Source organism: Planctomycetota bacterium (genome assembly GCA_016125255.1).
Taxonomy (GTDB): Bacteria; Planctomycetota; Phycisphaerae; order Phycisphaerales; family Zrk34; genus RI-421.
Genome location: WGMD01000041.1, coordinates 17805 through 39101, shown reverse-complemented (window position 1 = coordinate 39101; position 21297 = coordinate 17805). Strand labels below are relative to the sequence as shown.

The 21297-nt window shown below is 64.2% G+C and carries 17 protein-coding genes; 6 read left to right on the top strand and 11 right to left on the bottom strand.

Annotated elements, in window-relative coordinates; genetic code table 11:
- Positions 1–304: 304 nt before the first annotated feature.
- On the top strand, positions 305–1948 hold the full coding sequence (locus tag GC162_21100; GenBank protein ID MBI1371136.1) for a PrsW family intramembrane metalloprotease: 1644 nt from the start codon (positions 305–307) through the stop codon (positions 1946–1948).
- Position 1949: 1 nt separating this feature from the next.
- Here the strand turns inward: GC162_21100 and deoC are convergent, their stop codons facing one another.
- On the bottom strand, positions 1950–2660 hold the full coding sequence (gene deoC / locus GC162_21095; GenBank protein MBI1371135.1) for a deoxyribose-phosphate aldolase: 711 nt from the start codon (positions 2658–2660) through the stop codon (positions 1950–1952).
- A gap of 58 nt (positions 2661–2718) precedes the next feature.
- Positions 2719–3348 carry a hypothetical protein gene (locus GC162_21090; protein ID MBI1371134.1) on the bottom strand — a complete coding sequence of 210 codons (630 nt, stop codon included), beginning with the start codon at positions 3346–3348 and terminating at the stop codon, positions 2719–2721.
- Between the two features lie 69 nt (positions 3349–3417).
- On the opposite strand from GC162_21090, the gene GC162_21085 reads away from it, so the two are divergent.
- Together GC162_21085 and GC162_21080 are read left to right on the top strand one after the other, a co-directional pair.
- Positions 3418–4383: a 3'(2'),5'-bisphosphate nucleotidase gene (locus GC162_21085; protein ID MBI1371133.1), complete on the top strand. Its 966-nt coding sequence runs from the start codon at positions 3418–3420 to the stop codon at positions 4381–4383.
- A 124-nt stretch (positions 4384–4507) separates the two neighbouring features.
- On the top strand, positions 4508–5296 hold the full coding sequence (locus tag GC162_21080; protein MBI1371132.1) for a hypothetical protein: 789 nt from the start codon (positions 4508–4510) through the stop codon (positions 5294–5296).
- 12 nt (positions 5297–5308) lie between these two features.
- On the opposite strand, the gene GC162_21075 is transcribed toward GC162_21080, so the two are convergent.
- Positions 5309–6517: an aminotransferase class I/II-fold pyridoxal phosphate-dependent enzyme gene (locus GC162_21075; GenBank protein MBI1371131.1), complete on the bottom strand. Its 1209-nt coding sequence runs from the start codon at positions 6515–6517 to the stop codon at positions 5309–5311.
- 179 nt (positions 6518–6696) lie between these two features.
- Positions 6697–7683, bottom strand: a complete 987-nt coding sequence (locus tag GC162_21070; protein MBI1371130.1) for a hypothetical protein — start codon at positions 7681–7683, stop codon at positions 6697–6699.
- An 87-nt stretch (positions 7684–7770) separates the two neighbouring features.
- Here GC162_21070 and GC162_21065 point away from each other — a divergent pair, with 87 nt between their 5' ends.
- Positions 7771–9195, top strand: coding sequence for a hypothetical protein (locus GC162_21065; protein MBI1371129.1), 1425 nt, complete (start codon positions 7771–7773; stop codon positions 9193–9195).
- On the opposite strand, the gene GC162_21060 is transcribed toward GC162_21065, so the two are convergent.
- The 6 genes from GC162_21060 to GC162_21035 form a co-directional block, all read right to left on the bottom strand.
- Positions 9158–10396 carry a hypothetical protein gene (locus tag GC162_21060; GenBank protein MBI1371128.1) on the bottom strand — a complete coding sequence of 413 codons (1239 nt, stop codon included), beginning with the start codon at positions 10394–10396 and terminating at the stop codon, positions 9158–9160. The two genes, GC162_21065 and GC162_21060, sit on opposite strands and share 38 nt — an antisense overlap.
- 57 nt (positions 10397–10453) lie before the next feature.
- Complete coding sequence (locus tag GC162_21055) at positions 10454–12028, bottom strand: cysteine--tRNA ligase (protein ID MBI1371127.1); 1575 nt, start codon at positions 12026–12028, stop codon at positions 10454–10456.
- A 13-nt stretch (positions 12029–12041) separates the two neighbouring features.
- Complete coding sequence (locus GC162_21050; protein ID MBI1371126.1) at positions 12042–13337, bottom strand: DUF21 domain-containing protein; 1296 nt, start codon at positions 13335–13337, stop codon at positions 12042–12044.
- Entirely contained in the window at positions 13334–13870 is a 537-nt protein-coding gene (gene ybeY / locus GC162_21045) for an rRNA maturation RNase YbeY (protein ID MBI1371125.1), read from the bottom strand. Before ybeY ends, GC162_21050 begins: the two co-directional genes overlap by 4 nt.
- Before the next feature lie 7 nt (positions 13871–13877).
- On the bottom strand, positions 13878–16142 hold the full coding sequence (locus GC162_21040; protein MBI1371124.1) for an HDIG domain-containing protein: 2265 nt from the start codon (positions 16140–16142) through the stop codon (positions 13878–13880).
- A 93-nt stretch (positions 16143–16235) separates the two neighbouring features.
- Positions 16236–17195, bottom strand: coding sequence for an AAA family ATPase (locus GC162_21035; GenBank protein MBI1371123.1), 960 nt, complete (start codon positions 17193–17195; stop codon positions 16236–16238).
- A gap of 132 nt (positions 17196–17327) precedes the next feature.
- Between GC162_21035 and GC162_21030 the strand changes: the two genes are divergently transcribed.
- Positions 17328–17693, top strand: coding sequence for a hypothetical protein (locus GC162_21030; protein ID MBI1371122.1), 366 nt, complete (start codon positions 17328–17330; stop codon positions 17691–17693).
- A complete protein-coding gene (locus GC162_21025) occupies positions 17693–18940 on the top strand; it encodes a competence/damage-inducible protein A (protein MBI1371121.1) in 1248 nt (415 codons plus the stop codon). The genes GC162_21030 and GC162_21025 overlap by 1 nt, the downstream gene beginning before the upstream one ends.
- A gap of 23 nt (positions 18941–18963) precedes the next feature.
- On the opposite strand, the gene GC162_21020 is transcribed toward GC162_21025, so the two are convergent.
- The gene (locus GC162_21020; GenBank protein MBI1371120.1) at positions 18964–21207 is read right to left on the bottom strand and encodes a hypothetical protein; all 2244 of its coding nucleotides are present in this window, start codon (positions 21205–21207) and stop codon (positions 18964–18966) included.
- Positions 21208–21297 lie beyond the last annotated feature (90 nt).

The window sequence follows — 21297 nt, the reverse complement described above, 5'->3', positions numbered from 1 at the left end:
TGACGCGAAAGCGGGATGGCGCGGCGGGTTTTTCGGCGGGAATCGCATGGGGGTGTCGCAAAACGCGCACGGGGATGGCAAATCGGACGCGGGTGTGCGCATGCGTTGATGTAAGTCCTGCAAACAGGGCGCACGAGCGCGTCATGCTTGCCGCGGGCGCGCGCATGAGCGCGCCCGCGCGCGCTTCGGATAGGGCGAAACATCTGAAAAGGTACGATGTTATGACACGGACGAGGGGGGGCATCGGCGCGTCGAAATTCGGGGATGTGGCCGCGCCGGTGCGCGGCGTTGTTCGGGGCGGGGGATGGCGAGTAGGATGGCGCTCATGCGTCACTGGTTCGATTACATCGGATACCGCTCGCGCAATCGGCGCGTGCTGGCTCAGTTGATCGTGGCGGTGCTTGCGGCCGGGGCGCTGGCGGCGATCGTGATACAGCGTGTCCACCCGCCGAAGGCCGGGGACATGATGGAGGATTTGAACTGGACGCAGTTTAATCCCGCGTTGCCGGAGGGGCCGACCGGGGAGGGGCCGGAGGGGGAGGGTCCGCTGGGGCTCAAGCCGCTGTCGGTGTATCTGGCGAATGCGAAGTTGGCGTTCGAGGATGTGCTGGACCTACTGGGCGATCCGTCGATGTTGCCGCCGATGGATGCGGCGGCGGTGCATGCGGATTTGGCGGGTTCGCGGTTCAGTGACGAGCAGAAGGCGATCGCGGAGGCGTTGTACGGGAGCGTGAGCACGCCGGGCGTGGAGCCGCAGGCGGAATTGTCGGGTTTGATGCATGCGGACCCGGCGGTGCGGGATGCGCATTTCGCGGCGGCGGTGTTCTACACGCATCGCATGAAACTCGGTACGGCGGCGGAACAGTACGAGGCGGAGGGTCGATTCAAGGACGCGACGGCGGCACGGAGGCGGGCGATGGCCCTGTACCTCCGCACGGATCGGATCGACGACGTGTCGCGCCTGGCCGACGATCCGGCGTATGCGGACTGCGTCGATTCGCTGATCCGCCTTGAGGTCGCTTCGCATCGGCAGGAATGGCTGAACGTGGTGCGGTACATCGTCGGCACCATGGTCGAAAGCTACGAGCCGCTGACGGTGGGTTTGGCGGTGTTTTCGGGGCTGTTCTGGTTCGCGTACCTGCTGACGGCCGGGGAAGTGCGGAGCTTTTTGAGCGTGCGTTTCGCCCTGTGCTGCATGGGTCTGGGGCTGGGCGTTTTGAGCGTGATACCCACGCTGTTCCTCGATGCGTGGCAGGAGCAGGTCTTGGGCCTGACCGCGAGCACGGAACTGAAGCAGGGGCTCATGTATTTCCTGGCGAGCGTCGGGCTGCGCGAGGAGCTTTGCAAGCTCTTGTGCTTTGCGCCGCTGGCGCCGTGGCTGGTGCGGCGCAACAAGCCGATCGAATGGCTCATCGTCGCCGGCTGCGTCGGACTCGGGTTCGCCATGGAGGAGAACGTCAATTATTACTTCGGCTCGCTGGGCGCGGCGGCGGGACTCCGCTTCGTCACCGCCAACTTCTTCCACATCACCGCCACCGCCCTGACCGGTCTGGCGCTGTGCCATCTGATCCTCGAGCCGACGAAACGTGCGGAGGACTTCCTGATCGTTTTCTTCGGCGTCGTCGTCGCGCACGGACTCTACGACGCGCTGGGCGCGGTCGAAATCCTCGATGAATTCAGCTTCATGAGCATCGTCATCTATCTCGCCCTCGTCTATCAGTTCTTCGCCGAGTACGCCCGGTTGCGGCGCGGGTATCGGGGGCGATTCGACTTGACGGCGATCTTCGCGCTGGGGCTGGCGTTCACCATCGCCGCGGCGTTCAACTACCAGGTGTACATCGTCGGCATCTTGCCCGCGCTGGGTTTGACGCTGCCCAATCTCGTGCAGATGGGCATCATTCTGTATTGGATCGTCTATCGCCTTGACGACGATGTGATCGCGATGTGATTCAGTACTTGGCGCTGGACGTTGCGCCGGTGACGATCGCGACGCCGGCGCTGCACCCGAGGCGGTCGGCGCCGAGTTCGATCATGCGGACGGCGTCGTCGCGGTTGCGGATGCCGCCGGAGGCCTTGACCTTGAGGCCGCCGGCGTGCCGTTTCATGAACGTGACCGCCGCGACGGTGGCGCCGCCGGTGGCGTGAAAACCGGTGGACGTCTTGATGAAATCGCAGCCCGCTTCGCGCACCGCCTTGCAGGCCGTCTCGATGCGCTGTTCGGCGAGATTGTCGCTGATGCCGTCCATCAGGAGCGACGACTCGACGATGACCTTGATGATCACATCCTGCCGCGCCTGGCGGGCGGCGTAGACGATTTCCTCCAGCTCGGCCCGCGCCGCGGCGGCGTCGTTGTTGAGCAGATTCGGCAGGTACGCCACGATGTCGATTTCGTCGGCCCCGTGCTCGATCGCCGCGGCGGCCTCGGCGGCCTTGATTCCCGCCGTGTTGGCGCCGAGGGGGAAGCCGATGACCGTGCATGTCTTGACGCCGCTGCCCTTGAGGGCATGGTGCACATGCGGCACGTAGATCGGATTGATGCACACGCTGGCGAACTGATGCTGCCTTGCCTCGGCGACGACCTTGTCGACCTGCGCGAGGGTGGCCTCGGCTTTGAGGATGGTGTGATCGATGCGCGACGCGATTTCCCTGACGTCCACCATGGCGGCGACCTCCTGCATTGAGCATACCCGATTTTTCACATGATGCACGCCGCCGGCTTTACGCCGAGGCGAGCTGGAGCGGGTCTTCGATCGCCGCTTCGGTGAAGGCGGCGTGACGCTTGTTGCACCCGGCGCAGTGCCCGCACGGCGTGGCGGCCTTGCCCTCGCAGCTTCGCGCCATCTGCCACGGCACATCCATCTGATGACCGATCTCCACAAGCTGCTTGTCCGTCATTTCAAGCAGCGGCGTCTCGATCACGAGGTCCGCATCGCGCTCGATCCGCACCATCTGCTGCACGAGCTGCACCGTCTCCGTCACGCGCGCGATCCAGTCAAAGTCCACCTGCGCCTGAATGGGCCAGAGGAGGCGTTCGGCGTGAAGCTGAAGCGCCAGCCCGCAGGCGGCGAGCAACTCCTGCATGTCCGCCAGCGGGACGCGCGGCCCGACGCCCGGCTCGATCGAGTTCGGATCGTTCGAAGCCGACAAATGCCCCAGCGTCAGCTCCAGCTTCCGCGCGATGTTGTAGTGTTCGCACTGCTGGGTGAAACAGGCGTGCGCCCGCGCATCGTTGGCCCGGCCGTCGTGAATGTACACCGCCAGCAGCCGCGGATGCTCCGCGTGCGAGGCGAGGGCGACGAGACTCGCGGGCCCGCCGTCGTGCAGAATGACATGCCAGGGTGTGGACACGTTCCTGATGTTATCGGCTAGCCGCCCCGCCGCTGTTCAAAATCGCCCCCGTCCAGTATTCTCAGCGCCATGAGTCACAACTACCAACCGGAACTGGCGGCCGCGACGGCGGCGGTAAGCGAAGCGGCGCGGCTCTGCGAGGCGGTCGCTGCACAGATCACGCCCGACGTGCTGAGCAAAAAGGACAAGAGCCCCGTCACCGTCGCCGACTTCGGCTCGCAGGCGCTGGTCTGCCGAGCAATCCATGCCGCCTTCCCGAACGACCCCATCATCGCCGAGGAAAACGCCGATGAACTCCGCCAGCCGGGCAATGCGGAGTTGCTCAGGAAGGTGACGCAGCACGTCGGGGCCGCCCGCCCCGGCGCGACGGCCGACGACGCCTGCGCGTGGATCGACTACGGCGGGGCCAACGACTACGCGAGCCGCTTCTGGACGCTGGATCCGATCGACGGGACGAAGGGTTTTCTGCGGCGTGAGCAGTACGCGGTGGCGCTGGCGCTGATCGTCGATGGGAAGATCACGGTGGCGGCGCTGGCGTGCCCGAACCTCAAGGGCGGACAGATTCTCACAGCGATTCGCGGTCAGGGCGCCTGGGCGCAGTCGCTGGCGCCCGATGCCGCGCGGACGCCGATCCATGTCACGCCGACGATGCACGCGGCTCGGGCGCGCTTCTGCGAATCGGTCGAGTCGGGGCACAGTTCGCACGACGACGCCGCTCGGATCGCAGAGCTTCTTTCGATCACCGAAGGCCCGGTGCGGATGGACAGTCAAGCCAAGTACGCCGCGGTGGCGCAGGGGGTGGCGGATGTGTATCTGCGTCTGCCGACGCGGGCGGACTACCGCGAGAAGATCTGGGACCATGCCGCCGGCGCGCTGGTCGTCACCGAGGCGGGCGGAAAAGTGACGGACGTCGCCGGCGCCCCGCTGGACTTCACCCACGGGCGCGAACTGGCGACCAACCGTGGCGTCATCGTCAGCAACGGGCATCTTCATGAAGCGGTGCTCGCCGCCGTCTCGCAGGTCGGGGTGGCGTGAGAGAGGTATCAGCGGTCAGGTGTCAACAGTCAGCATCTGCTGAAACCTGACGCCTGACCGCTGTGAGCTTCCGATTGTCTGACGCAAGATTCGGCTGTAGAGTGATGTACGAAAGGTGGGGCCCATGTCCAAGGCACAAGTGCTTGCGATTATCATGGCGTTGACGTTGGCGGTGGTGGTGTTCGCGGTGATCAACGGGATCAGCTCGCATCCGGCGGCGACGACGACGGCGACCGACGAAACCGCGCCGCTTCAACTCGATGTGAGCCAGATCAAGGCGGTGGTTGATCAGGCGGTGGCCAAGCGCATCGCGGAGTTGCCCCCGCCGGCCCCGGCCAAGCCGCCCGAACCGGACAAGTCGCCGATGGTCGAACGCGTGCCCGTCGACGGGCAGGACCTGGTGGACATCGAGCGGCTGTGGATGTGGAAGTTCCACTACCGTGTGCCCTCGACGCAGTACACGGCTTATGTCTGGACCGAGCGATGGACCCGCGGCGCGGCCAAGCCGGAGCTGACGAAGCTGCTGGCGAACCTCGGCACGGAGAGCGAAGGCGACATCGTCATCAAGCTGCCGACGGAGATCAATGCCGAGCAGTTCGTGCGCGTCGGTTCGCTAGAGAGCCGGCGCGCCAAGGCCCCGGCGCTTCAGATCGGCATGCCGCCGTACATCGAGGCGCTCAAGAGCGAGCCGATCGAACTCAACAAGGACATTTATCTGGTGACGTTCACGTACAACGAAGCCGGCGCCGCCATCGGCGGTCGCGTGAATGTGCACAGGGATCATGATGTGACGATCTACGTCAAAGCCCGGTTCACGAATGGCGCATTCATCGACTTTGACCAGCCCGGCGCGCCGGGCGGCCCGACGACCGCCCCCGCGCCCGATACGACGCCGGATGCGGATACGAACTGATCGAAAAACAGTTCACGAAGCCGCGGAGGTTGCGGGTTTGTTGAGGACGCGTTCGAGGTTGCGGAAGGCCTGGCGGATGCGGTGTTCGTTTTCGACCATGGCGATACGGACATAGCCCTCGCCTTCGTTGCCGAACGCGCCGCCGGGGCACATGGCCACGTCGGCCTTCTCGATCATGTCGAGGCAGAAATCGACCGTGCTGCCGCCGTAGGGGCCCAGATGTTCGGTCGGCACTTTGGCCCAGACGAACATCGTCGCCTTGGGCGGCTCGACGTCCCAGCCGAGTTTGCGCACACAGCGCACCAGCGCATCGCGCCGGCCCTCGTAAATCTTCGCCTGCTCAATGACCGTTTCGTCATGCTCGCGCATGGCGATGATCGAAGCGATCTGGATCGCCTGGAAGATGCCGTAGTCGTAGTAGCCCTTGATCGTGGCCAGCGCGTCGATCATTTTGGCATTGCCCACGCAATACCCGATGCGCCAGCCGGCCATGTTGTAGGACTTACTCATCGTGGTGAACTCGACGCCGACGTCCTTGGCGCCCTTGGCCTGCATGAACGACGGGGCTTTGTATCCGTCGAAGCAGGTCTCGCCGTAGGCGAAGTCGGAGATGACCATGATGTTGTGCCGCTTGCCCATCGCCACGACTTCATCCCAGAACGCCAGATCGACGCACATCGTCGTCGGGTTATTCGGGAAGTTGAGGATCATCACCTTGGGCTTGGGCTCCATGTGGGTGATGACGTTCTCGACGCGTTCGAGGAAGGCGGCGTCATTGCCGAGTTCGACGCCGATGACGTTCGCGCCGGCGAGGACGACGGCGTAGGTATGAATGGCGAAGGCCGGCTTGGTGACGATCGCCGTGTCGCCGGGGCCCAGCAGCGCCAGGCACAGGTGCGAGAAGCCCTCTTTGGAGCCGATGGTGGCGATGACTTCGCCGTTCGGATCGAGGTCCACGTCGTAGAGCCGCTTGTACTTGCGGGCGACTTCGCGGCGGAGGTTGTAGATGCCGGCGGAAGCGCTGTAGCGCTGATTGCGGGGGTCGGTGACGGCCTCGCGCAGCTTCTCGACGATCGCCGGGGGCGTCGGATCGCTGGGGTTGCCCATGTTCAGATCGATCACGTCATGACCAAGCCGGCGACGTTCGTACGTCATCTTCTTGATCTTGCCCAGCAGGTAGGCGGGCAGACGATCCATGCGGTGGCTGAGTTGGATATCCATAGTGTTTCCAATCGGACGAATCGCGCGTTTGTCAGCAAACAGGCAATTATAGGGAAATGAACAATGACCAAGGGAATGTCCGAATCCTTAAATACCGCAATGGGGGGAGGCCGCAGGCCGTTCCTCCATGGGTCATTGGGATTTGGTCATTGGTCATTTCCCTGGGGCTTGGTCATTGGTCATTTCTCTTGACCGACCATCTCTTTTTTCTGCTGTTTCCACGCCCGGTCCATTTCGGCGTCGAGTACGGTGACCTGCGCCTGCTCCAGCAGCACGCGGGCTTTTCTCTGCATCAGCGAGCGTTCCACGCTGAGCCGAAGCTGCCGGGCCAGATCGTCATGCACCTGCGCCAGCGGCACGGCTTGAGCACTGATCTTACGCTCGCACTTCAGGATGGCAAATCCGCCTTCGACAGCGATCGGCTCGGACACCTGACCCGGCTCAAGGCGGACGGCGACATCGCGAATGCCCTTGGGGAACGTGGCGTCCTGAGCGGAGATCGGCGGGAGGAGCCCGCCCTGCGCCCGGCTGGCGTCCTTGCTGACGTCGATGGCCAGATCGATGAACGATTCGCCGGCGTGGAGGCGATTGAGCAAAGCCCCGGCTTCGGTCAGCGATGGCACGAGAATCAGCCGCGCCACCGTCTTGACGCCGTACTGCTGCTCGTAGGCCTGCCCGATCATGGCTTCGTTGACCGACACGTCCGGCTGCACCAGCCGTCGCAGCCCGGCGTTGCGCTTAAGCAGCAGGTTGAAGCGCACCGGGCCCAGCCCGCGGTCGTCGCGCAGTTGATTGAGCAGGCGGATCGCCTCGTTGGCGTCGGGCGAAAGCTGCTCGGCGAGGTACTGCTTTTCGCGGTCCAGGTCGGCCTGCGTGAGGGTCACATGCTGCTCGGCCAGCGCCCGTTCGATCTGCCGATCCAGCACCCATTCGCCCAGCGCCGACCCGCCGGCCGACTCGACGAGCATGGGCAACAGGGCGGACCAGCGGACGGGCTTGCCATCGACGAGAGCGATGATCGCCCCGCTGTCGGCGGTCGGGGCGTCGTTGCCGGCGGCGGGCTTTGCGGCTGTATGATTATGGGGTGATGACCCGGCCGAGCGGGTCGCGGACGGGGCGGCACAGGCCGTCAGAAACACCAATAGCATCAGGGAAAGGGTTCGCATGGCATCAACCTAGAATTGCACACGGCCGATGTCAATGTAAACTGACGCAACGCCGCCGACCCATTCCGGGGCATGGAGAGCGAACGCTTGTCCAACGAACGTAAAATCATTCTCTGTCCGTATTGCGGTCACGTGAACCCCGGCCCGGCCGAACGATGCACCGGCTGCGGCGGATTCTTTGATCCGCTGTCCCGCAAGGTGACGCAGCAGCACATGGGTCCCTGGTTCATCCGCGACTCGGACAACCCCTTCCGACCCGGCTGCACCTACGAAGTCCTCGTCAAGCAGATCCAGCGCGGCAAGGTCACGCCCAACACCATCCTCCGCGGCCCAACGACTAAACAATTCTGGTCCGTCGCACGCAACGTCCCCGGCATCGCCAATCTCCTTGGATTCTGTCATAACTGCGGCGAACGCTTCGACGGGCAAAACGTCAAGTCATGCCCCAATTGTCACTCGCATTTTCCGATGCCCAATGATCGGCAGAAACTCGGCATCGACCCCGAGGACCCGGGCGTGTTCATCGAAGTCGAAAAGGCCCGCGCCGCGGAACAAGCCGCACTCGCCGCGGCTGCGACGCCCGCCCCCGCCAAGCCGGTCGAACGGCCGAGCATGTTCATGGCCCCCAGCGGCGGTCCCGATGTGTCCACCCACGCCGCCCCCGCACGCGCCCGGGTCATCGCCACGACCTCGACCGCCGTCGCCCCGGCGTCCGCTTCGTCCGGTTCGTCGCTGCCCCCGCTCCTCTCGCGCGACTTCGGCTCCTCCCAGCCCGCCGCCGCCGCACCGGCCGCCGGCGCGTCCGCTTCGAGCGCCGATGCGATGGACTGGATGACCGGCCGCTCGACGCCCGATGCGATCAATGACGCCGGCGGTTACGAACAGGCCGAACGATCGGGCAACAGCATGATCTGGGCGCTGGTCGGCATGAATGTCGTGCTCATCATCGTCTTCGCCGGCTGGGTTCTCCTGCACCAGAACGAGCCCGACACCAACGCCCCCCGCCCCACCCCTGCCCCCTCCACCACACCCGGCTCGTCCAGCAGCACCACCACCCCCGCTGCGACCACCAAGACCCCCGCCGGCAGCACCACCGCCTCGACGACAACGCCGCCCGACGACAAACCCAAGCACAAACCCAAACCCAAGCCCGTCGAGATCACCGACACCACGCCGGTCGCGCCCGATCCTACGCCGACGCCAGCGCCCGTGTCGACGCCCAAGCCCGCACCAATTGCGAAGCCCGACAAGCCGATCACCTTTTTCGGCATCGCGTCCGACGGCAACACCAGCGTCGACGCCACACCGCAGCAGATCGCCGAGCTCAACGCCATGATGAACGACGCCGTCGCTCTCGACGCGGCGGGCAAGTACCAGCTCGCGCTCGACAAGCTTAATGAGATCAAGGCCAAGCTCCCGCCGGGCGTCAAGGCCGACGGGCTCAATGATTCGATTCAGCAGGTGCAGGAAAAGCTCAAGCGTCAGCAGATCGAGAACTTCCTCGGCAAGTGATTCGACGCCGCCGCATCAGCGCCGCATTGAACACCATCAGACCGATCATGCCCATGCCCGGCTCCGGCGTCGGCAATGTGGTCAATAGCGCCAATAGATCAGCGGGCGTGCTGAACTGAACTTCGCCAGAGAGCCCGAAGCTCTTGGCCAGCAGCACCAGATCGGAAATATCGACCGCGCCGTCATGGTTGAAATCCCCGTTGAGCCAGCCGACGTTGCCGCTGAGCCCGAACGACTGGGCCAGCAGGACCAGATCGGAGATGTCGACCGCGCCATCGGTGTTGGCGTCGCCGGGCAGCGAGATGTGCCATCCCAGATCGCGGAAAGCCGCATAGTCCAGGTCGGTCAGATACTTTCGATCGCTCACGCCGTTGACGATGTTCAGCGACGGGTCCATCGCCGTCTCCTGCGTGATCCCGTTGACCTCGCTCATCGTGCCTTCCGCCCAGTGTCCGTTGTCGGTGAACAGCGACGGCTGGGTCCCGCCGTTGGCTGCCGTGGCGGCATCGCCGGTGAATTTGTGATCGGTGGTGGCCAGCGCCTTGAATGAGTCCGCCGACCCGAATCCGAACAGATGCCCCAGTTCGTGAATCGCCACCGAGAGCAGGTCGTATTCGTCGACCAGCGGATCGCTCAGGCCGGTGTGCCACACGCGCTCCGCATTGGTCTCTTCATCGAAACTGTCAAACGCGATCGATCCGCCCCATGGCCCGAAGTCCACCGCGTCGGCCCCCTGCGTGTCGCCCTGCCCGCGCGTCGTGACCAGCGTGTTCCATGGCTCGACCAGAAAGCGAAAGGCCGTCCCGAACCCGCCGCGCCCCAGCACCGAGTCCGGCAGATTCCGACCGCCCGCATACACGATCACCGTCTTCTCCGGCACCACCAGTCCCGCCACGCCCTGCGTCGCCCCCGTCGCCGGATTCGCGAACCGCGCCTCCCAGACATCGAACGGCCCCACCGACGGATCAACATCGCTCGGCGATGCGCTCGACGACGGCTCGATCCGCTGAAGGTCATCCAGAAACGGCACATACCACTGCGCCGCCGCCTCCAACGTCGCCCGCCGCCCCGGATGTGCCGCCTCATCAAAGAACCCGTTCGTGTCGAACGAGTAGTCGAACACGATGTTCAAAGCCCGCGCTTCGCCGCCGAAGATAGCGACCAGCAACGCGAGTACGCCGATGAATTGACCTTTTCTCATGGCGATATTGTCACCATGTCCCGACGACGACGCAAGCAAAAACCCGCATTTTCCCGGTCAATCAAGCTGCATCTTCCGCCGCCACTTCGTGCCGTCCTTGCTGATCTGCACTTCGATGCCCATCGCCGCCAGCTCGTCGCGCAGCCGGTCGGACGTCGCGTAGTCCTTTGCCGCCCGCGCCGCGTCAATCGCCTTGCACTTGGCGTCGATCTCCGCGCCATCTGATGCCGCTTGCGACTTAGCACTCTCAAGCACGCCCAGAATCGCATCCAACCGCACCAACGGCGACACATCACTCGGCCCCGTGTTGAGCCACTTGTTCAGCGCCCCCAGCGCCCCCGAAATGTTCAAGTCATCCGACAGCGCCGCCATGAACTCGCGCTCGACTTCGCTCTCCCCTGCCGCTTGCGGCTTAGCATCCTTGTTCCCCGCTGCGCTGCGCCACCGCTCAATCATGCGCTGCGAATCTTCGAGCCCCTTCATGGTGAAGTTCATGTTCGACCGGTAATGCGTTCGCATCAGTTCCAGCCGCAGTGCCGCCGGATCGACGCCTTTGGCGAACAGGTCGCGGGCGGTGAAGAAGTTGCCCTTGCTCTTGGACATCTTCTCGCCTTCGACGAGCAGGAAGCGCGTGTGCATCCAGTACCGCGCGAACGGCTCGCCCGTCGCGCCGGTGGACTGGGCGATCTCGCATTCGTGATGCGGAAAAATGTTGTCCTCGCCGCCGGTGTGGATGTCGAGCGTCGGCACGCCATGCACGCTCATCGCCATCGCCGAACATTCGATGTGCCACCCCGGATACCCCTCGCCCCACGGGCTGGGCCATTTCATGATGTGCTTCGCGTCGGGTTTCCACAGCAGAAAATCGTTCGGATTCCGCTTCGTCGCCTGATCGCTCGCACTGATGCGCCCGCCGGCGCCGACGTTGAGCTTCTCGACCGTGTTGCCCGATAGCTGTCCGTAGCCGGGGAAGCTCGTCACATCGTAATACACCGCGCCATCGGCCCCGACGTAGGCGTGACCGGCGGCGATGAGCTTCTCGATGAGCGCGATCATCTGCGTGACATGCGCCGTCGCGCGCGGCATGTGGTTCTGCTCTTCGTCGGCGATCTTGAGCCGCAGCGCCCGCGCGTCTTCGAGAAACGCATCGGTGAAGAACTTGGCCACCTGGTATGGGTCATCGGGGTTCTCGACCTGCGCGACGCCCTGCTTTTTCGCCGCCTTGAGGCGCTGGGCCGCCAACTCCATCTTGTCGAGCCCGCCGCCGTCGGCGAGCGTGTCCTCGGTCATGTGGCCCACGTCGGTGATGTTCATCACCTGATGGACTTCGTACCCGCTGAACTCGAAAAACCGCCGAAGCAGATCGGCCAGCACGAACGCGCGGAAGTTGCCGATGTGCGCGTAGTCATACACCGTCGGCCCACAGTGGTACATCCTCACCACCCGCGGCGTCAGCGGCTTAAACTCCTCGATCCCGTGCGAATACGTGTTGTAAAGTCGAATGCTCATCGAGCGGCGGATTTTACAGGGAATGGCACAAGATCGAAAGCGCTCCATCTTCGGAACTTCGTCCGCATCGACGCGGTAGCACAGCCGAGGGCGGCTGTGCCACAGATTCGCCTTGCAGGTCACTGACTTTTCGAAATCACTCCGTCGCTTCCGACGGCTGTTCGGTGCGGTCGAGGACTTCGATCTTCACCTTCGCGACGCGCGTTTTCTCGGCCTCACTGATGGTGATGCGCAGGTTGTCGTAGTCGAAGGACTCGCCCATGTCGGGGATGCGGCCGAGGGTGGCGAAGACGAAACCGCCGATGGTGTCGTAGTCTTCGTCTTCGGGGATGCTCACTTGCAGTTCATCGTTGACATCGTCGATGCGGACGCGGCCGTCAACTTCGAAGACGGTCGGGTCGACGCGTTCGATGGCGGGCATTTCCTCGTCGACGGGTTCGTGCTCATCGTGGATTTCGCCGACGATTTCCTCGATGACGTCTTCGATGGTGACGAGCCCGGCGGTTCCGCCGTATTCGTCGAGCACCATCGCCAGATGCACTTTCGACGCCTTGAACTGGCCCAGCAGATCGCGCAGCGGTTTGGACTCGGGGACGAACACGGCTTCGCGCAGCATTTTGCGGAGGTTGAACGACTCGGCGGTGGCGGCGCCCAAGAGCGGGATCAGGTCCTTGACATACAGGATGCCGACGATGTGATCGAGGTCGCCTTCGTACACCGGCACGCGGGAGTGGCCGGCTTCAGAGACGAAGGCCTTGATGTCGGCGAGGGTGGCGTCGGCGCTGACGCCTTCGATGGCGATGCGCGGGGTCATGATCTGCTCGACGGTCGTCGTCGGGAACTCCACGACGGCTTCGATCATTTCCTTCTGCTCTTCGTCGACGAGGCCGGACTTCTCGCCTTCGCTCACCGCGTCGAGGATTTCCTGCTCGGCTTCGGTGGCGTCGTCATCGAGATTGGCGGGCACGCCCAGCAGGCGGCGAACCAGCGGGTCGAACGCGTGCAACACGGCCATGAGCGGTCGCAGCAGGACGTAGGTCACATGCAGAATCGGCAGGGAAAACGCCAGCAGCGGCTCAGCGGCGTGCCGGCTCCACGACAGCGGCACCGCCACGCCGAACACCATCATCAGCACCGCCGCCACCACCACCGCCGCGCCCAGGTCCGTCCACGTGTGCTGTTCCTGCGGCGGGGTGATCCACGCGATCATCGCCAGCAGAATCGCCACATTGGCCATCGTGCGCATCAGCGCGGTGATGAGGATCATCCCATCGTGAAACTCGTCCAGATGATCGACCCACGCCTCGCGGCCCCTGGCCTTGAGGAGCGCCGCCAGGCGCGAGCGCGAGAAGTCCAGCAGCGCGTAATTATTCGCGGTATAGAAGCAGCTCATCACGACCGAGACGAAGGCAATCCAATGCGCGAGGGTCATGACGCATCGCCCCCTTCCCGGCGGGCGAACACGGCGCCAATGCCCAGCGCGGTAAGCACTTCGTCCTCGCGGGCGTGCATCTTCGCATGATCGGCGGGGTCGTGGTCATCGTAACCAAGCAGGTGCAGCAGTCCGTGAATCGCATAGAGGAGCAATTCGTGATCGACGGGATGGTCCATCGCCGCGGCGCGCCGGCGGGCTTCGTCGAGGCACAGATACAGTTCGCCCTCGACGCACGCATCCGCATGATCGTCCGTCTCGTCGCTCAAGTCGAAGGTGATCACATCGGTCGTGCCTTCGACGTCGAGATAGTCGACGTGCATCTGCGCCATGGCGTCGTCGTCGACGATGACGACGCCGAGGTCGATTTCGCGGACGCCGAGGATCGTCGCCGCGCAGCGGATCATCGCTTCGAGGAACGCCGTGTCGGGCGGATGGACGTCGTCGACGTCGAGCGCGATGTCGATTTCACCGATGTGTTCCCCAGGGTTGGGCAAATGAGCGGGCGATTCGGGATGTATGTCGGAGTCCATGGGCAAATCAGCCGGCGACGGCGCGTTCCTTGTCGGCCTTGGGCGCTGGTTCGCGCTCGGCGGGGTAACTGATGCGTCCGTGATAGATGGCGCACAAACTCTTGGTCACGGACTGCTCGATGAGGCGAAGCTCGGCGAGCGTGATGTCGCACTGATCGAACTGCCCGTCGAGCAGACGCTTGCTCACGAGCTTGGACACAAGCTGCTCGATGCGCACGGCCGTCGGTTCGGACATGGCGCGGCAGGCGCTTTCGACGCAGTCGCAGATCATAAGGATGGCGGCCTCGCGCGTACGGGGCTTGGGGCCGGGGTAGCGGAACTCGACTTCGTCGGGCTGCTCGCCTTCGCTTTTCTGTTTGCGGGCGGCGTGGAAGAAGTATTCGACGAGGGTCGTGCCGTGGTGCGATTCGATGAAGTGGTGCAGCACGGAGGGCAGGCCGTATTCGCGGGCCATTTCGATGCCGTCCTTGACGTGGCCCACGATGATGAGCAGCGACATGGCGGGCGACAGCTTGTCATGCCGCGAGGGCCCGCCGGCCTGATTCTCCACAAAATACTGCGGCTTGTGGATCTTTCCGATGTCATGATAGTACGCGCCGACGCGGCAGAGCAGGCCGTTGGCGCCGACGGATTCGGCGGCAGCTTCGGCGAGCGTGGCGACCTGAAGCGAATGGTTGAACGTGCCGGGGGCGGCCTGTGCGAGTCGGCGCAGGAGCGGGTGATTCATGTCGCCCAGTTCCAGCAGCGTCATCGCGGTGGTCACCTTGAACGCCCGCTCGATGAACGGCAGCGTGCCGAGGACGACGAACGAGACGAGCATCGTGCCGACGAACCCGACGAAGGACTCGCGGCTGATGTCGTTGATGAGTCCGTCGACGACCATGTTGCGCTCGCTGAGTCCGACGGCCCAGATGCCGGCGGCGACGACGAGTCCGGTGATGAACCCGACGCGCCCGAGGGTGCTGCGGTTGCGGACCTGACGAAGCTGCACGATGGCGACGAGCGCCCCGATCATCATGACGAGGTAGTTGCCGCCGGACAGATTCAGAGCCAGCCCGATGAGCAGGCCGTGCAGCGCGGTGATGCCCATGGCGAAGCGCTGGTCGTAGGCGATCGTGACGATGATGGCCATGAGCAGAATGGGCACGATCGGCGCGGTGGTCATGACCTGCGACGGCAATCCGCGGCTGACCCAGGTCAACGCGAGAACGCCGATGAGCAATACAGCCAGGGCGGCGCCGCGCATGGGTTTCTCGACGATGCGCGGCTTGAACGAAATCACGTATCCGATCAGTGCGATCGACACAAGCGTCACCAGCACGAACAAGCCCAGGTGCTTGAGCAACTGCTGACGTGACGGAATGGCGGCCAGATGCTGTTGAAGGAGTCGGTAGCCGCTGTCGTCAAGCGTCGTGCCGGCGCGGATGAGGACCTGGCCGGCGGTGTAGTCGACCTTGACGTCCTGTACCTTCGCCGCCTCATCGTCCTTGGCTTTTTCGGTGAGCTGCGGGTGGAAGGTGTAGGTCGGCTGAGCGGTTTTGAGCATGTAGGTCTTGACGATCGTGCGCAGCGACGCGGGGAACGAAGACGCGAGCCGCTCCGCCGCCTTGGTCACATCCTTCGGGTCCGTCACGTTGACCATGTCGCCTTCCCAAACCAAGGGCGACTGCTCATCGGACACCTGAATGCGGATCGTCGGCGGAAGGTTGACCTTTTCGATCTGGTAGTCTTCGTTGCTCAGCACGGCGGTGCGCTTGAGCTGCTCGATGAGATTGCTGACCATCGCCATCCAGGCCGGGCTCGATCCGCCTTCGATGTGGAACGTCTTGAGTTCGGTGACGATCTCGTCGCTCAGACCGTAGCGCTCGACCAGCTTGGGCTCGACATCGCGGACGCTCGCAGCGGTGGCGACCAGATCGGGCAGCGCGGCGAAGGCCTTGCGCGTCTCGTCGAGGAAGCCCTTGTTCTGCATGTAGACATCGGGGGTGGTGCGGCGGGCGTCGTCGCGCTTCTGAGCGGTGGCGGCCAGATCGAGGGAGTTGAAGCTGACCCGCGCGACGACCGGCCGGTCGATCAGGTCGCCGGGCACATAGGCTGGTTCGGCGCGGCTCTGGATCACGATGACGGCGGCGGCGGCGATGAACAGGACGCTGATGCCCAGCCCCCAGACGACCTGCCCGCGCCCGATCATCTCGCGCAGGGCGGGCCTTTGGCGCGGAATGTTCTTACGCACCTCACGCCGGCGGGATGTGTCGGACTTGAACAGGGCCATGAATCGCCACCAATTAAATCGGGCCCCGTCGGGCCCGTCAACGATTCATTATAGATCGGCTACCCGAATGCGCCCGTTAAGATTCTCTTGCGGTTATTGGGCCTGGGACTCGGGCCCGTAGGCCAGGACGATGCGTTCCACAAGACTATGACGCACAATATCTTGCCGATCCAGCGTGGTGAAGCACACGCCCGGCACGCGCATCAGCCGCCGCGCCGCATCGACGAGTCCGCTGGTTTCTCCTTCGTCGAGGTCCGTCTGGCTCGTGTCGCCGGTCACGATCATTTTCGATCCGTGTCCCAGGCGCGTCAGGAACATGAGCATCTGGCTCTTGGTCGTGTTCTGAGCTTCATCAAGGATGATCGCGGCGTCGTTGAGCGTCCGCCCGCGCATGAACGCCAGCGGCACGATCTCGATCAGATCGCTGTGCATGAAGCGCTGCACCTGCTCGAAACTCATCATGTCGTGCAGCGCATCGAGCAGCGGGCGCAGGTACGGATTGACCTTCGCCTGCATGTCGCCGGGCAGAAAGCCCAGCTTCTCGCCCGCTTCGACCGCCGGCCGCGCCAGCACGAGTTTCCGCACCGTGCCGCGTTTGAGCATCGACACCGCCGCCGCCACCGCAAGGTACGTCTTGCCCGTCCCCGCCGGACCCGAGCAGAACACCAGATCGTGCCCGCGAATCGCTTCGATGTAGCGCCGCTGACCGGCCGTCTTGGCTTCGACGCGCTGACCCCGGGCGTAGACGTCCATCGTCAAATGATCATCGATCCACGGCTGACCCTCCCCCTCGCGCCGCGCGGCCGCCCGATGAATCCGCTCCAACAGATCAACCCGGCTCATCGGCTGCCGCCGCCGCGCCGCTTCGGTCAGTTCATTAATGACTTCCACCGCCTGCGAAACGGAGTTGTCATCCCCGCTGACACGCACCGCGCCATCGCGCGCGCTGATGGCGACGCCCAGCCCCTCGCGGATGATTTTCAGATTGCGTTCCGCCGCCCCCAGCAGGGCCACCCGGTCCGCATCCTGCGGCAGATTGATGGTCAGTTCCAAAAGCGTTCCTCGAAAAGAAGCTCACAGCGTTCAGGTGTCAGGTTTCCGCTTTCAATCCGGCTGACCGCTGACGCCTCTCTTGCGATTCTTTTAAGCCGCGTCATTATAGTCTGCGTGAGACGATTCGGAATCATGTTGTTATTCGCCACGGTCCTCGCCGGTTGCCCCCGACCCACGCCGCAGACCGACGCTCTGCCCGCCGCCGCGCCCACGAGCGAGGTCGATGAATCGATCGATCGGTTTGTGCAGATTCTGCCGTGGGTCTTTGAGGATATTCACTGGGGCTGGGCCCGGCCGCGCACCAGCGACACCATGTTGACCGTAAGCTGCGTTCTGCCCGATGGACGTGACGCCACGGTCGTCTGCACGAAGAACGACACCGGAAAGCTCACCGCGCGCGTGCGCGTGCTGCCCTTCGGCGATGAAGCGGCGGAAACGGAATTTCTCGCCGCGCTTCAGAAGCGCGTCGCGTTCTGGCGCGGGAAAAAGGTGCGCTGATGCAAGCCGTCATTCTCTCCATCGGCGACGAGCTCGTCCTCGGGCAGACCGTCGACACCAATGCCGCTTGGCTCTCGGCCCGGCTCGTTGAATGGGGCATCATGACGCGCTGGCATCTGACCGTCGCCGACGATCAGGCCGCCATCACCGATGCGATTCTCGATGCGGCTAGCGAAGCCAGACTGGTGCTCATCACCGGCGGCCTCGGCCCGACCGACGACGATCTGACGCGACAGGCCCTCGCCGCCGCGATGAACGTCCCGCTTGTCCTTGACGCCGAGTCGCTTTCGCACATCGAAACATTTTTCCGCGGGCGCGGGCGTCCGATGGCCGAACGCAACAAGGTGCAGGCGCTTTTGCCACGGGGCGCCCGGGCGCTGCGCAACGAAGCGGGGACCGCACCGGGCATCGAAGCCCACATCGGCGCGACGCGCGTTTTCGTCATGCCCGGCGTGCCCGGAGAGATGATCCATCTGTTCGATCGTCATATCGCCCCCGCTCTCGACGCCTGGCCCGACGCCGGCGACTCCGTCATTCTCACCGCCACCCTGCACTGCCTCGGCCGCGGCGAATCCGACATCGCTCAAATCCTCGGCGACCGCATGGCCCGCGATCGCAACCCGCTCGTCGGCACGACCGTCGCCAACGGGTTCATCGGCGTCCGCGTCCGCTCGCAATTTCCCACACGCGCTCAGGCCGCCGACGAACTCGAAGCGGCGATCGCGGATCTTCGCCAGGCGCTGGGCCCGCTTGTCGTCGGTCGCGACCATGAATCTCTCCCGCAGATCGTCGGCGACCTGCTCCGCTCGCGGAACAAAACGCTCGCCACCGCCGAATCCTGCACCGCCGGGCTCATCGGCAAATACCTCACCGACCCTCCCGGCTCCAGCGCCTACTACCTCGGCGGCAACATCGTCTACTCCAACGCCGCCAAACATCGTGACCTCGATGTCCCACTCGACATGCTCGAACAACACGGCGCCGTGAGCGAACCCGTCGCGAAGGCCCTCGCCGAAAATGTCCGCGCGAAGTTCGATGTGGACTACGCTCTGGCCGTCACCGGCATCGCCGGCCCGACTGGCGGAACGCCCGACAAACCCGTCGGTCTCGTCTACCTCGCCCTCGCCGATCGCAGGCAGCCGACACTCATCCACCGCGTCATCTTTCCCGGCGATCGCGACATGGTCCGCGACCGCACCGCCAAAGCCGCCCTCAATATGCTTCGCCTGCGCCTCCTCGATTCTTGAGCCGCTTGCGGTTTAGCACTCTCTCACTCTCCCGGCGCGCTCAACTCCTCCGGCAAAACCACATCCTTCACCCGCTCCGCCGGCTCCACCTTCAACTCGACAATCTTTCCCCCTTCGTAACGCACTTGCACCGTCGTCTGCATCGGCGCATGCAGCTTGAAGTCCACATCCCACTTCCGCGGCCAAGCCGGCAACACAAATATCCGCTTCCCATCCGTCTGTATCGCCATCAGTTGCAGCGCCTCCATCGTCACGCCGCCGTGGTCTTCGTCAGGCGTCCAGTCAAATGAGTTGCCCCAGAACGCCATGAACCGATGCCCGCGCGCCGTTGCCTTTGCATTCGACAGCGCCAGTCGCGCCGCCTCATCGCTGAGCCCGAGCAGCGCTGCCTGAATCGCATCCTGACGCCAGCAGCCCGTCGCCTTGAACCGCCGCGCGGGCCAAGTGTTCAGCGCCGTCTCCAACTTGTCCCCGCCCTGCATCCGCGTGTAGAGCCGATACGGAAACACCGCGTAAAGCTCGGGATTTTCTATGTTGTGCCCATTCGACCACGACGCGCCAGGTGCCAGCGCCGGCTTGCCCCCGCGCTGGATCGTCGGCACCGGCGGAAGCGCCTTGAGCATCGCCGCCCACGTCGCCCGCTGATCGTCCCCGACCGGCAGCGCCATCAGCCGCGGCAACACCGCGTGCAGACCCGCCACCTCCGGCATCGGGTTCTTCGCCGTCCAATACGTCTCCAGCGCCTGCGCCGGCTCGAACACGATCCGACTCTGCTCATTGCGCGGCCAGTGCTGGTCAAAAAACGTCGTGATCGCGATCGCCATCGGCAACAGGGTCTGGTCACGGAACGCCGCGTCGCCTGTGTAGTCGTAGTAGTCGAGCATCATCATGACCTGCTCGATCCCGCCCTGCCAGTAGCGGCGAATATATCCGTTGTCCGTCAGCCCATCGGGTTTGCGTGTACGATTGCGACCATAGTTGGCGTCGGTGTACGTGCCCCAGAAGTACATCGTCTCCGGGTAGAACGCCCCGTCGTGATCGTAATACTTCCGCGTCGCCGCCTCGCGCAGCGGCAGCGCATCGTGATACATCTTAAACAGCGGCTGCATCAGATCGTCATCCCCCGCCGCGAGCATCGGCCAGTACATCAGCCGCGTGTTCTGCCACCAGTACGGCCCGCCCCACAAGCGAAAGTCCGCGCCGTACCCGTTCGTGTCCATCGTGAAGATCGACCCGTTGAACTTGATGGGCATCGCCCCACGCCCGCCGCAGGCATTGACCCATCGCTGCAGTGCGTATGCCTGACTGACGCGCTCCGCGTCCGCATCGCCCGCCGGTTCGATCCAGCTTCGATTCCAGAACGCGCGCCACCATTTCGTATGCGCCGCCCATGCCGCCGCTTCGTCCTGCTGCGACGCCGTTTTGAGCGAGCCGCGCAGCTTGGCGATGTAAGCGTCATCGGAGTCGGTCTGATCCGTCAGCGCCGCGATCTGAAGCGACCAGTGACTGCGCGGCGAAGTGCTCGCCAGCGCCGTGTCGTCCGCCCGCGCTAGTCCGTCGCCGCGCATGGCGTAACCGAACGTGCGGTGCATCAGCGGGTCGATCATCTTCGCCGCTTCATCGCCCAGCGCCTGAAGCTGCATGTTGTCCGCCCAGATGGAGCGCTCGTTACGGTGATACACGCTGACGAAATCGCCGCGTTCCTTCACGACCGTGTCCGCCTCCTCAAACACCTTCGGTCCGCCCGCCCCGTGCAGCCCGTACGCTGACCCGGCCGCGCCGCCGACCAGCTCCCGCCGCGCCGGCCGCATCACTTCCGCCGTCGCACGCAGCCCGATCACCGGATCGCTGTCGATATCGACATGTACGATCGGCGCATTGGCGTCGATCCAGAATCGCGTGATCAGTTTGTGTCCGTCCGTCGTCACAATCTCGTTGTGAATCACGCCCTCGACCGGATCGAGCGTCTGCGTGAACTTGACGTTCTTCATGTCGATTGCCGGTTCGACATGCACGCGGATGCGTCCGAGCTTGATGAGCCGGCAGCTTTCGTCCCACGCGTCGGTCTTGGACAGATAGAACAGCAGGTCGCCGCCCGGATCGACCCAGACGTTCGCCCCGATGTCGCCGTTACCAATGGGCATCGATCCGCGCGAGTCGGCACTGGGCGAGTTCCAGATCACCTGCGGCGGCGCGGCCGCGGCGCTCCACGCGGCCGCCAGCACAAAAAGACAACCCATCGTCGCCATCAGACGAGAAATACGCATAAAAACATCCAATCGTCAATTTTCGGAAGCAGAGTCTGGCGGGACTCGAGAAGGTAAGTGAGGCATGATAGGCCGCTGCGGAGTCGATGT